Origin of the sequence: Cytobacillus gottheilii, assembly GCF_001636345.1 — a bacterium.
Classification (GTDB): domain Bacteria; phylum Bacillota; class Bacilli; order Bacillales; family Cytobacillaceae; genus Cytobacillus; species Cytobacillus gottheilii.
This window is the reverse complement of record NZ_KV440945.1, coordinates 4,327,936-4,343,925: the sequence shown is the minus strand read 5'-3', so window position 1 is coordinate 4,343,925 and position 15,990 is coordinate 4,327,936. Positions and strand designations below refer to the sequence as shown.

The 15,990-nt window shown below is 39.1% G+C and carries 14 protein-coding genes; 10 read left to right on the top strand and 4 right to left on the bottom strand.

Annotated features, from left to right (window positions below; all coding sequences use genetic code 11):
- Positions 1–67: 67 nt before the first annotated feature.
- Together A6754_RS21000 and A6754_RS20995 are read right to left on the bottom strand one after the other, a co-directional pair.
- Entirely contained in the window at positions 68–1,225 is a 1,158-nt protein-coding gene (locus tag A6754_RS21000) for an ABC transporter permease (RefSeq protein ID WP_066450583.1), read from the bottom strand.
- Entirely contained in the window at positions 1,218–1,967 is a 750-nt protein-coding gene (locus tag A6754_RS20995; RefSeq protein WP_066450580.1) for an ATP-binding cassette domain-containing protein, read from the bottom strand. Before A6754_RS20995 ends, A6754_RS21000 begins: the two co-directional genes overlap by 8 nt.
- Before the next feature lie 172 nt (positions 1,968–2,139).
- Here A6754_RS20995 and A6754_RS20990 point away from each other — a divergent pair, with 172 nt between their 5' ends.
- From A6754_RS20990 to A6754_RS20970, 6 genes are all read left to right on the top strand, one after another.
- A complete protein-coding gene (locus A6754_RS20990) occupies positions 2,140–2,841 on the top strand; it encodes a LytR/AlgR family response regulator transcription factor (protein WP_066450578.1) in 702 nt (233 codons plus the stop codon).
- Between the two features lie 10 nt (positions 2,842–2,851).
- The gene (locus A6754_RS20985) at positions 2,852–3,775 is read left to right on the top strand and encodes a sensor histidine kinase (RefSeq protein WP_066450576.1); all 924 of its coding nucleotides are present in this window, start codon (positions 2,852–2,854) and stop codon (positions 3,773–3,775) included.
- Between the two features lie 198 nt (positions 3,776–3,973).
- A complete protein-coding gene (locus A6754_RS20980) occupies positions 3,974–4,618 on the top strand; it encodes a nucleoside deaminase (RefSeq protein ID WP_066450569.1) in 645 nt (214 codons plus the stop codon).
- 370 nt (positions 4,619–4,988) lie between these two features.
- Entirely contained in the window at positions 4,989–6,314 is a 1,326-nt protein-coding gene (locus A6754_RS23310; protein WP_257298865.1) for an FtsX-like permease family protein, read from the top strand.
- 62 nt (positions 6,315–6,376) lie between these two features.
- Positions 6,377–7,336, top strand: a complete 960-nt coding sequence (locus A6754_RS23305) for an ABC transporter permease (protein ID WP_257298863.1) — start codon at positions 6,377–6,379, stop codon at positions 7,334–7,336.
- Positions 7,337–7,890: 554 nt separating this feature from the next.
- Positions 7,891–8,658, top strand: coding sequence for an ABC transporter ATP-binding protein (locus A6754_RS20970; RefSeq protein WP_066450568.1), 768 nt, complete (start codon positions 7,891–7,893; stop codon positions 8,656–8,658).
- 135 nt (positions 8,659–8,793) lie between these two features.
- Here A6754_RS20970 and A6754_RS20965 read toward each other — a convergent pair whose 3' ends face one another.
- Positions 8,794–10,047, bottom strand: a complete 1,254-nt coding sequence (locus A6754_RS20965) for an anaerobic sulfatase maturase (protein ID WP_257298860.1) — start codon at positions 10,045–10,047, stop codon at positions 8,794–8,796.
- Between the two features lie 236 nt (positions 10,048–10,283).
- Positions 10,284–11,120, bottom strand: a complete 837-nt coding sequence (locus A6754_RS20960; RefSeq protein WP_066450563.1) for a class II fructose-bisphosphate aldolase — start codon at positions 11,118–11,120, stop codon at positions 10,284–10,286.
- A 161-nt stretch (positions 11,121–11,281) separates the two neighbouring features.
- On the opposite strand from A6754_RS20960, the gene A6754_RS20955 reads away from it, so the two are divergent.
- Genes A6754_RS20955 through A6754_RS20940 form a run of 4 tightly spaced genes read left to right on the top strand, consistent with a single transcriptional unit; the run spans position 11,282 to position 15,956 of the window.
- Entirely contained in the window at positions 11,282–12,130 is an 849-nt protein-coding gene (locus A6754_RS20955) for a MurR/RpiR family transcriptional regulator (RefSeq protein WP_066450561.1), read from the top strand.
- A 59-nt stretch (positions 12,131–12,189) separates the two neighbouring features.
- Positions 12,190–13,557, top strand: a complete 1,368-nt coding sequence (locus A6754_RS20950) for a GntP family permease (protein ID WP_066450555.1) — start codon at positions 12,190–12,192, stop codon at positions 13,555–13,557.
- A gap of 45 nt (positions 13,558–13,602) precedes the next feature.
- Positions 13,603–14,502 (top strand): 2-hydroxy-3-oxopropionate reductase, encoded by a 900-nt coding sequence (gene garR / locus A6754_RS20945; protein WP_066450554.1) that lies wholly within the window; start codon positions 13,603–13,605, stop codon positions 14,500–14,502.
- A 2-nt stretch (positions 14,503–14,504) separates the two neighbouring features.
- A complete protein-coding gene (locus A6754_RS20940; RefSeq protein WP_066450547.1) occupies positions 14,505–15,956 on the top strand; it encodes a four-carbon acid sugar kinase family protein in 1,452 nt (483 codons plus the stop codon).
- Positions 15,957–15,990: the final 34 nt, after the last annotated feature.

Here is a 15,990-nt window from a genome sequence, read left to right as displayed (position 1 = left end):
TGGAATGAGTAAAATAAAAAACGAATTTCCAAAAAGGAATTCGTTTTTTATTGTTCTTCTTTTATGTTTACTTCGCAAGTACCCATTTCACTCTAAAGAATAAAACGCGTCCAATGATAAAGATGATGAGTGCTACTAATAGGTTTGATGTGATCGCTGTTAGTATATGTTCGATATTGACGATGCCGAAAAATAGTTCTTTAAAGACGGCGAAAATATTCATTACAGGTACCGCGAAATGTGTAAATGTTAACTCGTTGATGCCGACATTGTACATGAGCATGGACGGAAGAAGAGTTAGCATGGTAATCGGTGTACTATAGGTTTGTGCTTCTTTTATGGTTTTTGCGAAAATGCTTGTGACCATTAATGCAGAGGCCAAAATAGCTGAGTAGCTAATAATGACGGATACTGAAACAAGTGCAATAGGAAGCGCGTTGCTGCCAAATGAGATGCCCGCTTTTAAGGTTTCTGTAAAGAAATGAATTTCAACAAAAACGATGGTTAATGTAATGATTCCTGTCATACTTGCAATGATCACCATTGTTAACCATTTTGCCACTAACAGTGAACGATGATTTACAGGTGTCATTAATAGGGCTTCCATTGTTCGGCGTTCCTTTTCACCAGCAATTAAATCAGCGGCAGAAGTGGAAAGACCTAGGCCGACAGATAGGGTGAGCATTAAAGGGATTAAAAAAGCAAGCATGATGATGGTTAGATCACCTTCCACAATTTGCACCTGTTCGAGAGTAAACGGTGTAAGAATAGCTGTGTCGATGCTTTGTGCTGCTAATTGCTCTGTGACAATCCTCTGGCTATATTGCATGAAAGAAGCCTCAATGGCACTTGTAGCAAGGGTACTATTTTGACTATTGAGATCGTTTAAGATTTGTACAGAGGGTGTTGCTCCTGCTGCCATTTTTTCTTCAAAATCAGCGGGGATGACAATCCCTGCCACAGCATTTCCTTCTTCAATGGTTTCTTTCACATTGTCCACTGCAGATATATGTAAGTTTTCGTTGTCTGCTAATAGCTTTTGTACAAGTGGATATTGTGCATCCTGTACAGCAACTTCGTATACGTCTTCTTCGTATGGTGATAATAAATTTTCATTGAAAAACACTAGTCCGGACATTAAAACAAGTGGTAATAATACGGTAAGCAGCAATGTCCGCTGGTCGCGGAAGCTATCCTTTAATTCCTTTTTTAGTATATTAAGCATACTCATTTTCCCCCCGTGCTAATTTGCTCATAAAAATGTAATTTAAGTCTGTTGAACCTTCTTCCTCATATAATTTTTCAAGTGTTCCTTCGTAAACAAGCTCACCTTGGTGAATCATTGCCACGCGATCACATAGCATCTTCACTTCTTCAACGATATGACTGGAGAAAATAATCGTTTTGCCTTCTCGTTTTAATTGATGTACAAGCTGACGGAATACATTTGATGAGGTAATATCAAGGCCTGTTGTTGGTTCATCGAATAAAATAATGTCAGGATCATGCAGGATTGTGCGAGCAATTGCCACCTTTTGACGCATTCCTTTTGAAAAGCCGCCAACACGGCGATCTAAATAATCCCTCATGCCAAACATTTTGGCCAGCTTATCAATTCGCACCTTTGTTTCATGCTTGCCTAACTTGTAAAGTGAAGCGAAATACTCTAAATTTTCCCGTGCAGTTAAGCGGTCATAAAGACCTGTTTCACTGCCGAATAATACACCAAGTCGCTTTTTTACATCTTCTGCTTCTTGCACCGTGTTAAATCCGGCTACTTCAATGGTGCCGCTTGATGGTTCAAGTAAAGTGGCAATGGAACGAAGCAAGGTTGTTTTGCCGGCACCATTTTCCCCGAGTAAGCCAATGACTTCTCCTTCGTGAATATTTAATGAAACATGCTTTAGGGCAGTTATATATTTTTTCTTATCCTTAAATTGCTTTGTCACTTCATGAATGGTAATCATGTCTGTCACTCCTTCGCGTTAATTGCTGTCTTAATAGTACAAAGAGAGCGGCAAACTGTCTGCCATATTGTCGCGAAAATGCCCTTTTCTGTTGTGAAAAGGGAAGATGATTGTCTATCTACTCAGAAAACCTGAAATGCTGTACACTTGTATGTATATAGAGGTGAATGAATTGATCAGAGTAGGGCTTGTGGATGATAGACAAATAGATTTAGATAAGTTAATCGCCATCATTGAGAAGATCGAGCAGCTTGAGCTTGTATTTTCTACAACAAATGCAAATGTGGCATATGAAGAAATTAAGAAGCAGTCGATTGATTTACTGATTGCGGATATTGAAATGCCCAATTTATCGGGATATGAGTTAGCAGATATTATTTATACTCATGCATTGCAAATAAGGGTGATCTTTGTAACAGGAAATAGCGGCTATGCTGTTCATGCTTTTGAGTTAAATGTGCATGATTATATAATGAAGCCTTATTCAAAGGAGCGTTTAGTATCATCCGTGGAACGGCTGCTTGCCAAGTATCAAAAAGCGGAGTTAAATGGTCGATTATTTATTAAGCAAAAAGCAGATATACATATTGTGCAAAAGAAGGATATTATTTTCATTGAACGGTCTGGGAGATCAACAACTATTTACACAAAAAACGGTCCGATCCAAATCTACCAAACATTAAATGAGCTAGAAGGGGAGTTGCGTGAGCGATTATTTATTCGTTCGCATCGCTCGTTTATTATTAATATCCACTACATTACAAATTTCTCCTTATACTCAAAAAATTCTTATCTTGTATTTTTTGAAGGCATTGAGGAGAAAGCGATGATTACAAAGGAAAATTTAGATTATATTCAACAACATTACTTCTGAGGTGACGTTTTTGCGGACAAGAATCGTATATACAGGCTTGTGCATAACCCATATTATGCTGGCAACAAACGGGCTGCTGCCATTTTTGCTATCTAGTATTCTAGCCATTGCGGCAGCAGTAGGTACATGGAAGTTTGTAAAGCTTGATCAAAGCATATGGATTCAGTTACTCATTATAGTAGTTTATCTAATCAATGGTCCCAAAATAGAAAATATCGTTTTGTTAATAGGCGGTGCACTCCTTTTTATCTATAGTACAACAATGCAAAAACGATTAATCATCCGTACTTTAAATCCAGATATGAACAAGCAGCTGCATCAATTCAACGAAACGTTTCAAATGGTTCGGAAAGAGCGACATGATTATTTGAAACATGTTGCTGCCATACAGTATTTACTGGAAAAAGAGCAGTTTAAGGAAGCGAAAAGTTATATGGCCAATCTGTTAAATCGCTATGAGGAGACGAACTTATCCATTAAAGGGGAGCATGGTGCTATTGCGTCGGTTCTTCATACCCATTACAAAGAAGCACGATCAGAAAACATGGCGATCAATTATCAGCTTGACGTTCCAATCTCTCAATTACCGATTGAATCAGCAGATCTGGTAGAGTTAGTTGGCAATATTCTTGAAAATGCAATTTTTGCCTGCCGTGAATGGCAATGTGAACGGGGAGAACAGGGCTTTGTAGAGCTTAGTTTACAAAAGCGCAGCGGGTTGTTTCTGCTAACATGCAAAAATAGTACACTTCCTTTAGAAAGAGAAGTTGCGGATCAGCTGTTTGTAACTTCGGGAATTTCAACCAAAGAACATCATACGGGGCTTGGGACAGCAATTATTCAAGAGATTGTTCATAACCACAAAGGGTTTTTAGATTTTAATACAGAGAAAAATACATTTGTTATCACATGTAAAATTCCAAGTGTTGTTTGAGATTTTAAAACCGCCTCACCTAAAGGCATCTTCCGGGCGTAGATACTAAGGTAACCCATTCTATTTTTAGAAGCATGAATAAGGTTTTATTCCTTTTTTATAGAAGGATATTACTTCTAATCTATTGAATATAAAAAGTTTAGAAAGGTTAATAGATCTTCCTATCTTTATGATTATTTTCAATATGGAGTGGTTCACTTGAAATGGACAGATTTTACAAATGAATGGCAGGAATGTTTTCAAATAGCATGGGAGTCGTTCCAAGAAGGTTCTAAACCGGTCGGGGCAATAGTTCTTGATGACAAAGGGAATATTGTTTCAAGAGGGAAATGTGCGACGTTCAATCAATTATCGAATACGGTTATATCCCATAATGAATTGGCACATGCAGAGGTAAATGCATTATTAGAACTAGACAACAGAATACATAAGAATGTTAACGCTTATGTATTATACTCAACCTTAGAGCCGTGTCCATTATGTTTTAGTGCATTCTATATGAGTGGAATCCGCAATCTTAAATATGCTGCGAAGGATAAATATGGCGGCAGTACAAATTTAAAAGATACAACACCATATCTAAGCAGAAAGCCAATAAATATAGAGGGACCAATCATGTATCTTGAACAATTATCAATCCTCCTTAATGTGTACTTTGATTTAAGTATTGATTACGAAAAAGCGAAGCCTGTTCACCAATTAATGTCAGAGGATTACCCGCAGATCATTAAAATGGCGGAAGAGTGGGTGGAGGCAGAAAAATTAAAGAACGCACGGAATTTAAAAATTGAAGATGTTTTCAATATGTTTATAAAAGACTTCCATCAAATCATGCAAGTCTAGTTTATGTTTGAAGAGGTTAAATTAATTAGGAAGCTTCCCATGAGTTTAATAGATTTGTGGCAGGCTTCTTTTTTTTGCGCAAGTTCATCATCAAAATGTTATTAGCAAACCCCTCGTAATTGCCAGCTCTAACAACTAGTTCCCCTTATGCTTCTCTCTCCTTTTCAATTATTTTTCTCGCCCTTACGGAAATACAGCTCAAGTCGTAGTAAACAATCAGTCTTAAACATCTGTACCCAATAAATACCATTTCGTATGATTACTACAGCATTATGAATTATCATCATGGAACCTAAGAGAACAGTTAGAAGAAAAAGTGTTGAAGGGGAAAGCTCGAATCCAGACAAAGGTGAAGGAGGGAGAAAAGTTAATGTTTCTAAAAATGATCAAGAACGATTTCAACCGAAATAAGCTGGTTACGATCACGGTCTTCTTATTTATTACAATGGCTGTTATTTTGGCAGCCAGTGCAACTAATAACATTGCCAATCTGATTCAGGGGATATCAAGTTTTCAGGAACGTGCAGTGCCAGCAGACATTACGGTGATGCATGCCGGGGATTTTGATCAGGCAGAGATCGATCGATTCACCGAACTATATCGTGACCATATTGCAATGCAGGAAACAATGGTGCTTCAGAATATTGATGGAAGCAATATTCATTTCGGTCAAAATCAAACGATGGCCGGAACGATACAGGATATTTCTTTTGTGGTGCAAAATAAGCATTTTGATTTTATCTTGGATCTTGATAATGAAAAGCTGGATGTAAAGCAAGGTTCCGCAGCTGTTCCGATCTATTTTATGGAACAATATGATTTAGAAATTGGTGATCATATTGCAGTGAAAAGCGGCGGGTATGAGAAAGAGTTTCTCATTTCAGATTATGCAAGGGATTTTGAGATGAATTCTCCTCTTACTTCTTCGAAAAGATTTGTGATTCATCAGGATGACTATAATGAAATGCTGAAAATGCAGGCTGGGGAATTGGAATTTCTGATTGAATTTAAGCTGAATGAAACTGGTGATTCTGCTGCTATTCAAAATGCCTATCAGGAGGCTGGCCTTCCGGCAAACGGTCCGATCATTGAAGGAAAGATCTTTATGTTGTTTAATGCCATGTCGGATATGATTATTGCGCTTGTTATTATATTGATCAGTATTCTTCTTATCGTGATTGCTTCACTTTGCATCCGGCTTACATTTCTGGCAACGGTTGATGAGGATATTAGAGAAATCGGTGTGATGAAAGCCATAGGGCTAGCCAAAAAAAATATTCAAAAGGTCTATCTTAACAAATACAGATTCATTTCCGCAGCTGCCGGTATGGCTGGGTATCTCATTTCCTTTGCTGTCGTAAATCTATTAAACAGTCATATGAGACTCTATATTTCCTCTGATTTAACAGGGAGTTTAAAATACATCCTTTCGCTTATAGCTCCATTGCTTGTCTATTTCATGATTGTGATGTACTGCAAATCAATACTGAAAAGAATCGATAAGATCTCGGCAGTGGAGGCGTTGCGTGGAGATATCACGGAGTCCGGAAAGACTCGGAAATACAGCTTTCCGCTGCTAAATAACAAGTTCTTCAGCACGAATATTTACATGGGACTGAGGGATATAGCAAAGCGCTTCAGGCTATATAGGCTGCTGTTGGTTATTTTTATTACATTATTATCATACTCCCTGTAAATATTTATAACACGATCCATTCACCTCAGTTCTCCACCTATATGGGGATCGGAAAACAGGACGTGAGAATCGATCTTCGCAGAACAGATACCATTACAGAAGACTTTATCAAGCTGCAGGAAGAGTTGAAAAATGATCATGATATAGAAAAGTTTGCACCCTATATGACAAGCTCTTACCAGGTGAAAAACGCAGACGGTTCCTGGAACTCTATGAATATTGAAACAGGGGATTTTTCTTTGTTTCCATTAACATTTCTGGAAGGCAGGGCACCGGAGAGAGAAGGAGAAATAGCGTTATCATTTGCAAATGCTGCAAAAGACGGATTAAACAAGAAAGTGGGAGATGAAGTAACTGTCAGGACTGGCGGGAAGGAGCAGATGCTAACCGTTACGGGGATCTATCAGGATATTACGAACGGAGGAAAAACGGCAAAGGCGCATAGCAGTCTTGGCGTAAATGAAGAAGCTGTTCTTTGGTATATTGTCAGTCTGGATTTGGCTGAAGGCGTTAATATACAGGAGAAAATGGACTACTACCAAAATGCTTATAGCTCAGCACAGGTAAATGATATTGAAGAATATACGCAGCAGACGCTTGGGAATATCATCGATCAGTTGGGTATCGTGGTAATCGGCGGAATATCCATCGCTATGATCATAGCTGTTTTAATTACGGCATTATTCCTTCGAATGCTCTTATCAAAAGATATGTCTCAGATTGCCATTATGCGAAGTGTGGGAATAACGCTGAAACAAATTCGCCATCAGTACATGGCAGGAACTTTAATGGTACTGCTATTGGGGATCACAATAGGTGTTCTCGCTTCGGATTTCCTAGGTGAATGGCTTGTAAGTTTGGCTATGTCTACTATGGGAGCGGCAAGAATTGAATTTGTTCAGGTATTATGGCAGACGTGGCTTCTTTGTCCTTTAGCACTGCTTATAGCCGTTGGATTTACAATATATGTATCTTGTAGGGTTGCTGTAAAAGGTGATTTATCGGTTGTTTTAAGAGGTTGATATTGCTAGCAGAGAAGATGGGGAGGAGAGAGGTAGGTCTTTTACACTTTGCGTTTGGAAGATGTGGTCGCGAGGAGGGCGGGAACACCTCTTTATAATCCGGATTCTGGAAAATGGAGTCGCGAAAAGGGGAGAAACACCCCCGTGTAATCCAGAAACTGGAAAATGGAGTCGCGGAAAGCGGAGAAACACCCCCGTGTAATCCAGAATCTAGAAAATAGAGTCGCGAAAAGGGGAGAAACACCCCCGTGGAATCCAGAATCTAGAAAATAGAGTCGCGAAAAGGGGAGAAACACCCCCGTGGAATCCAAAATCTAGAAAATAGAGTCACGGAAAGGAGAGAAACACCCCCGTGGAATCCAGAATCTAGAAAATAGTGTCGCGGAAAGGAGAGAAACACCCCCGTAGAATCCAGAATTTAGAAAATAGAGTCGCGAAAAGCGGAGAAACCCCCCGCGAAATCTAGAATCTACAAAATAGCATCACAAAAAGGAGAGAAACACCCCACAATAATTACAGGACTCGCAGGAAAAATGGCATAGGAGGAATAGTAAATGACCAATATACTTGAAGCAAGCGAGATGACCAAAAATGTAGAGTTAGGAAAGGGAAATGAGATTCATATCTTAAAGGATATAAATCTGGAGGTAGAAGAAGGCGAGTTTGTATCGGTTATGGGGCCATCCGGAAGCGGGAAGTCAACACTGTTATACAATATAAGCGGAATGGATCGTATTTCGTCTGGCAGTGTGAGGTTTAAAGGCCGGGAAATCAGCAGTCTTAAAGAAGAAGAATTGGCAAAGATCCGACTGAAAAAAATGGGATTTATCTTTCAGGATATTAACCTATTAAAGAACTTGTCCCTGATTGACAACATTATGTTTCATGCACTTGTAGCAAAAGGGGCTGATAAAAATGCAATAAATCAAAAAGCAAAAAAACTGATGGAGATGACTGGGATAGAAAAACTTGTAGACCATACGATTACACAAGGCTCGGGCGGACAGCTGCAGAGGGCAGGTATATGCAGGGCATTAATCAATAATCCGGATATCCTTTTTGGAGACGAACCGACCGGAGCATTAGACAGCAAATCAACTGACGAGATTATGGCCATTTTGGCTGAGATTAATCATAATGGAACAACGATCATGCTCGTTACGCACGATGTAAAGGTAGCTGCAAAAACAGAAAGGATCCTGTTTATGACAGATGGAAAGATTGTTTCTCAGAAGAAAATGCGTAAATATGACGGACAGCAAGACGATAGTAAGAGAAGAGAAGAAAGCATTATGAAATGGTTAGTGGAGAATGGGTTATGATTTTTTTATCGGAATATAGTTCTGGAAATTAACTGATCTAAGCAGATTCTATAAACAGATCATGAGATTGCTTTCCCCAATACATTAAATGAAAATGCCTCCTTTCAAAGGGAGGCATTTCTATATCTAATACGATTAGTTAAAACTCAACAACGGCTCACAGCACTTCTTATATTTTTTCATACTTCCGCAAATACAATGATCATTTCTTCCAGGCATCTTATAACCAGCATTAATAAGGTCTTGGATTCTCTTTTTCTTTACATTGGATGCGACAATTTGCATTCTTTCATGTGCATAGCGGTACACTTGTTTGTGGCTTTCACAAAAATACTCGACGCCGAATTCGTTATTGGATTTGATTCTGTTGCGAGGACAGCCTCCATGACATAAATGAAGGAATTCACAAGACTTGCATTGGTTTGGTAGGTTGGGCTTTAGATCATGAAAATTCTTCATCAATTCATTTGTAAGCAGATCTTCCAGTGAATCAACTCCAACATTTCCTAATCGGTACTCTTCATGTATAAAGAAATCACATGGGTATGCGTCACCGTTTTGTTCTAAAACAAGGTGTTTGGGACAGGTTTCAAGGTGAGAGCATAGGCCGGCATGCTGATTCAGGTACACTGCTAACATGTCATCAAAGAAACGGATGGATGTCTGAGGCATACCATCGTTATACCACACGTCAAAAATATCGCATAAAAAATCACCATATTGTTTAGGAATAATCAGAAAAACACCTGGTTTATTAATTTCCTGTGCACGAAAATCCATGCAGGGAATGAACTGAACAAAAGGGAAATTTTGTTGCTGATAAAATTTCATTAGATCAGCTGCTCTTGTAATATTATTCTCATGTAAAACGGTTAGGATATTAAAGTCTGCATTTGCTTCTTTAAGATACTCAATTCCGCGCATTATTCTTTTATAGCTTCCTTTACCAGAACCCGTGACCCGTCTGGCATCATTAATGTCTTCTGGTCCATCCAAGCTTACGCCGACCAGAAAATTATATTCCTTAAAGAATGAAGCCCATTCTTCATTTATTAACGTACCATTTGTTTGAATGGAATTACTGATAATTGTGTTTCTTGGTGCATATTTTGCTTGTAAGTGAACCACTTTTTTGAAGAAGTCTAATCCTGCTAATAATGGCTCCCCGCCTTGCCATACAAACGATACATACCCTTTTGATATATTCATATATTCAATAATGAATTTTTCTAATACAGTGTCATCTATACGATCAATATTCTGCGGCATCCCATTGCACTGACTGTAGTAACAATAGTCACATGCTAGGTTACATGCTTCAGAAACGGTTTTCCACATTACGGATGTTAATGCAGGTTTGAGTGTTGCAGTTCCTCCATAAGCCATCATCTTCTTCTCCTTTATAAAATCAGGTTAAGAAAAAGGTTAGGTGAAAGGAGGGAGTTTGTCTGTGATATTAATCATATGGCTATTGATGAGGTTAAATTTATAAAGTTAAATACGAGTATAAAACAAAGAGACAGGCGCATAAACAACCTGTCTTTTTTGGAGCTTTGTTTGCGAGGTATTTAAGTACAGTATGATTTGTTACATTCGCAAACCGCTATCTATAACGGAATATCCAATCACTTATTCTTATACAGCTCAATAATCTGATACATCTGCTCAGCCATAACATCTTGAGCAGCGGTCATTAAATTGCTTAAATGAATTTGCGGCTGAGCCTGCAGCTGAGTTGCCATTTCAGTCACAGCAGCTAATGATACTTCTGTATTCACATTGATTTTTCGTATACCTAGATTGATCGCTTTTAATAATTGATCCTCAGGTGTTCCAGAACCTCCATGCAGAACGAATGGGATTTGAATGGATTCTGCAATCGTTTTCAGCAGCTGGTGGTCTAATTTCGGCTCGCCTTTATACATGCCGTGTACAGTTCCGATGGATGCGGCTAGGAAATCTACATTGGTTTCTTTTACAAACGAAATTGCTTCGTCGGGATCCGTTAATCTTCCGTCTCCTTCTTCCTCATCGGAAAAATCTCCTTTTGCCATTGATCCGATCTCAGCTTCAACAAATACGCCTGCAGCGTGTGCCATCTCAACAACATGTTTGGTTGTTTTCACATTTTCTTCTAAAGAGAGAGCTGATCCATCGTACATAACAGAAGAAAAGTCTGAAGCAATAGCACGTTCAATTGTAGAAATTTCATAGCTGTGATCAAGGTGAAGTGCGACTGGAATTGACGCTTGATCTGCCAGCGATTTTGTAAATGCGGCAAAGGCTTCCAGATTCATATAATCCTTGTATCGTTCACCGTAGGCAATGATAACCCCTTTGTTTGCTCGTTCGCCAGCCTGAATGGCTGCTTGAACAGTTTCAGCATTATAGCAATTAAAAGCGGCAATTGCGCTATTTGTTTCTTCTGCTAATTGAAGTAACTTTTTAGTTGTAGTAAACATTACAAATCTCCTTATTATGTAGTTTAATTACAAGAATATCGTAATATATTACTCTATTTTTGTCGATATTTTGAACAAAAAGTGATAAAAATCACTTTTTTCTATTGTGAAAGCGTTTTTTATGTAGTATTATTACTACAAACTTATATGGAGGTGTGTGGATGTTAAGTTTTCAAGAGCGAATTCTTCAAAAAGAAGATTCCCTTACTGCCTCAGAAATAAAAATTATCGATCAACTTAAGAAACACGATAAACCATTTTTATTATCAATGAATGAGCTTTCTTTATTAAGTAATGTAAGCGAACCCAGTATCATCCGCTTATATCGAAAGCTTGGATATACGAGTTATCAAGAGCTGAAGGTTACCTTGGCTCAAGAACTTGCCAATCAGCACTCTAATTTAGCAGGAAATGAAACCGCAATCTTGGAGGAAGATTTAGCTGACACCGTGTTTACGAAAATAGGGGATCAGTTTTCGGCGGCGATGTCGATGACAAGAGAAAAGATTGTAGTAGAAGAAATGGAAGAGGCTGTTAAGCTCATCGCTGAAGCTGGACGAATTTTCTTCTTCGGCCAAGGGCTCTCAGGTACGATTGCTGAAGATGGCGCTCATAAGTTTATGAGAATTGGCGGCACTGTTTTGGCAGAGAAAGATCCGCATTATCAGGCGATATATGCAAGCCAAATGACAGAGAATGATGTTGTCATTGCTATTTCGCACTCTGGTGAAACCGTCAACATTATTGAGGTGGTTCATATGGCTAAGTCAAGTGGTGCGACTGTCATTATGATTACGTCAAATGAAAATACGACACTAGCAAAAATGGCGGATATTTTACTTTTGACACAGGCACAAGAAACAGCAACGCGATCGGATGCGATGACAAGCAGACTCGTGCAGCTTGCCTTTTTAGATACTCTTTATACAAGAGTTGTAGCGGTTGGGGGAGACACCATAAAGAAAGCGGTTAATAAATCAAGATTAGCTGTTACGAAAATGAAAAAATAAAAAAGTGAAACAATTGAAAACGCTATCTGTTCAATGTATTCACTAAAGGGGAAACGTATATGTTAACAGGAAATGCTTTAATTATTGCCTTTATTATTGCTTTAGCTGCATTGTTTTTACTCATTATTAAATTCAAGTGGGATGCATTTGTCTCTCTTTTAGTTGTTGCTTTAGGTCTTGGATTTGTATCCAGTATACCTGTTCGTGATGTAGCGGGTATTATGGCAAGCGGATTCGGGAGTACTTTAACGGGTGTTGGTATTCTAATTGGTCTCGGAATTATATTTGGTCAGTACTTAGCTGCTTCCGGGGCAATTAGTAAAATTGCTTCGGGGATGCTTAAAGCATTTGGAATTAAAAAATCTCCTTACGCTTTAGCGGCAACATCCATTACCGTATCCATTCCTGTATTTTTTGATGCAGCATTTATTATCTTACACAAATTAATTCAGAGTCTTTCAGTGAAAACAAAGATTTCACTTTCTGCTTTTGTGGCAATCTTAGCAATTGGACTTATTACAGCACATAGCTTAATTATCCCAACTCCAGGTCCATTGGTTGTAGCAGACCAAACAGGTTCTGATATTGGAGTATTCTTCTTATACGGACTTCTTGTTTCAATCCCGGCGGTTCTTGTTGGAGGAGTGATCTATGGGAAGTTTATCGGGAAGCGCATTACAAATGAAGGACGCCTTCATGATTCAGAAGTTTCTGATGATATAGTTACAGAAGACAACACTGGAAGAAAAGAAATCTCAACAGGTCTTTCTTTTGCTATGCTGGCTCTTCCGATTGTCTTAATCTTATCAAATACGGTTGTGAATCTGTTCTTTGCTGATAATCCTGAGCATGCTGTTCCAACGTTCTTTGCCATTATCGGTGATAAAAACGTCGCGTTGTTAATTAGTGTGATTGCCGCTATGTTTGTTCTAAAACCTTATATTAAAGAAGATACAAAAACGATTTTTTCAGATGCGTTTGATCAAAGTGGTATGGTTCTTCTTATTACAGGTGCCGGTGGTGCATTTGGACGTATTGTACAAGAAACAGGGTTAGGCGATTTAATTATTGATCTAATGCAAGGACTAAGTATTCCAGCATTATTGCTTGCTTTCTTATTCTCACAAATTCTTCGAGCATCCCTTGGTTCTGCAACGGTGGCCCTTGTAACCACATCAGCAATCTTAGGGCCAATGGCAGTAGAGCTTGGTGTATCGCCAGTTTTACTAGGATTAGCAATTTGCGCAGGCGGAATTGGATTATCAATGCCAAATGACTCTGGTTTCTGGGTAGTAAGTAAATTCGGGCGCTTATCAATGACAGAAACATTAATGGTATGGAGCTTAGGCGGATTCCTGTCAGGTGTAACTGCATTAACAGCTGTTTATATTTTAAGTATGTTCCAAGGGTTTTTACCAGGACTATAAGACTTTTAGATACTATTTGATTAACTAGAAATGGAGATGACTAGAATGACAAATAAAGTTGGATTTATCGGATTAGGAATTATGGGATTGCCTATGGTGCGCAACCTTTTGAAAAACGGAAACACTGTAACGGTTTTTGATATAAACAAAGCAGCGGTAGATACTCTAGCGGCAGAAGGAGCTCAGCCAGCTTCTTCAGGCAAAGAAGTAGCAGCGGCAAGTGATGTTGTGATTACGATGCTTCCAAAAGGAGAACATGTTCGTCAAGCGGTATTCGGAGAAAACGGAGTAATGGAAGGCGCACGTGAAGGAGCGATTATCATTGATATGAGCTCTGTCTCACCTGTCGAGTCAAAGGAAATGGCAGACATGGCTGCAAAAGGTGGAGCACGGTTCCTTGATGCGCCAGTGAGTGGCGGAGAACCAAAAGCAATTGATGGAACACTGTCCATTATGGTTGGCGGAGACGAAGAAGCCTTTGAATCTGTGAAAAATGTACTTCTTGCAATGGGTACAGATATCGTACGTGTAGGAGATTCAGGCTGCGGAACAACTGCGAAGCTGGCGAATCAAATTATCGTAAACTTAAATATTGCAGCCGTGTCCGAAGCGTTGATTTTAGCAGCAAAAGCGGGAATTGATCTTGAAAAGATGTACCAGGCAATCCGCGGAGGACTTGCTGGAAGTACGGTTATGGATGCAAAAATTCCAATGATTTTAGAACGTAATTTTAAAGCGGGCGGCCGTGTGGATATCAACATGAAAGACTTAACAAATGTAATGAATACAGCTCATGAACTGGCTGTTCCGCTCCCTCTTTCCAGCCAGCTGCTTGAAATTTTCCATAGCTTAAAAGCGGATGGCAAAGAAGCACTAGACCATGCAAGCATTGTTCAGCATTATGAAAAGCTTGCGAACATCGAAGTTTCTAAAGAGGTGAAATAACAATGGATACAGTAAAGGCTTCAGCATTACTATCGAATCTTAAAGAACTTAATCGAACTGACATCCAGGCACGCTTAGAAGCTGAACAAACGAATTTTAAGCACAAAGTTGTTGTACTGGACGATGATCCAACAGGCGTGCAAACAGTGCATGGAATCTCAGTTTATACAGATTGGACAAAAGAAAGCATTGTAAAAGGCTTTCGAGAAGAAAATCGTATGTTTTTCCTGCTGACTAATTCTCGTGGTTTCACATCGAAGGAAACGAAGATCGCCCACGAGGAGATTGCCCAGCGTGTTCAGGAAGTTTCCGAAGAAGAAGGTATTCCTTATATCCTTATTAGCCGTGGCGATTCAACGTTACGCGGTCACTATCCATTAGAAACAGAAACGCTGAAAACAACGATTGAGCAGCAATCAAGCACTGTATTTGATGGAGAAATTATTATGCCATTTTTCAAAGAAGGCGGCCGTTTAACGATTAATAACATCCATTATGTCCAGTACGGAGATGATCTTATTCCTGCTGGAGAAACAGAGTTTGCTAAAGACCGGACATTCGGCTTTCAGTCCTCGCATTTAGGTGAGTGGATTGAAGAAAAAACAGAAGGTGCGTATACAAAAGAAAACACCATCTACATCAGCCTAGACGATCTTCGCTCAGGCAATAGTGATGCTGTAAAACAGCAATTAATGAGTGCGGCAAACTTCCAAAAGATTGTTGTGAATGCTGTTGACTATGTGGATGCTGAAGTGTTTGTCACTGCGTTATTACAAGCATTAAAAGAAGGAAAAACCTTCTTATGCCGCAGTGCTGCTGCTCTCACAAAAGTTATAGGCGGAGTATCAGATAAGCCATTATTATCGAGAGATGAGCTAATCACAGAAGATACAAACCATGGTGGCTTAATTGCTGTAGGATCGCATGTACAAAAAACAACAGAACAGCTGAACGAACTATTGGCAAGCGGACTAGTAACACCTGTTGAATTTGATGTGCATCTTGTCCTTGAACCAGAAAAGTTTGAAACAGAAATTAAACGGGTTCGTACAACATGTGAAGATTTAATTAAACAAGGAAAATCAGTTGTGTATTACACACGCAGAGAACGACTTGATTTAGGCGAAAACAAGAAAGAAGAAGAACTGCAGCTTTCTGTTAAAATATCCGATGCGGTCACAAGCATTGTTCGTGACTTAGAAGTCCGTCCGAATTACATCGTGGCAAAAGGCGGAATTACGTCATCCAGCATTGGCACGGTTGGGCTTTCTGTGAAACGAGCGGAAGTTGCCGGCCAAATCAAAAAGGGAATTCCTGTTTGGAAAACAGGCGCAGAAAGTAAATTCCCAGGCGTAGCTTATATCGTTTTCCCAGGGAATGTGGGAACAAAAGATACATTAAAAGAAGCTGTTGAAGTATTAGAAGGAAGTAATGTAATATATAAGAATAAATGAAGGAGAGGCTTCTCAATTGAGAAGCCTCTCCTTT

Coding starts and splice junctions, on each gene's coding strand:
- A6754_RS21000 (WP_066450583.1), bottom strand. CDS start 1,225: ATGCTTAATATACTAAAAAAGGAATTAAAGGATAGCTTCCGCGACCAG.
- A6754_RS20995 (WP_066450580.1), bottom strand. CDS start 1,967: ATGATTACCATTCATGAAGTGACAAAGCAATTTAAGGATAAGAAAAAA.
- A6754_RS23310 (WP_257298865.1), top strand. CDS start 4,989: ATGTTTCTAAAAATGATCAAGAACGATTTCAACCGAAATAAGCTGGTT.
- A6754_RS20970 (WP_066450568.1), top strand. CDS start 7,891: ATGACCAATATACTTGAAGCAAGCGAGATGACCAAAAATGTAGAGTTA.
- A6754_RS20965 (WP_257298860.1), bottom strand. CDS start 10,047: ATGATGGCTTATGGAGGAACTGCAACACTCAAACCTGCATTAACATCC.
- A6754_RS20960 (WP_066450563.1), bottom strand. CDS start 11,120: ATGTTTACTACAACTAAAAAGTTACTTCAATTAGCAGAAGAAACAAAT.
- A6754_RS20955 (WP_066450561.1), top strand. CDS start 11,282: ATGTTAAGTTTTCAAGAGCGAATTCTTCAAAAAGAAGATTCCCTTACT.
- A6754_RS20950 (WP_066450555.1), top strand. CDS start 12,190: ATGTTAACAGGAAATGCTTTAATTATTGCCTTTATTATTGCTTTAGCT.
- garR (WP_066450554.1), top strand. CDS start 13,603: ATGACAAATAAAGTTGGATTTATCGGATTAGGAATTATGGGATTGCCT.
- A6754_RS20940 (WP_066450547.1), top strand. CDS start 14,505: ATGGATACAGTAAAGGCTTCAGCATTACTATCGAATCTTAAAGAACTT.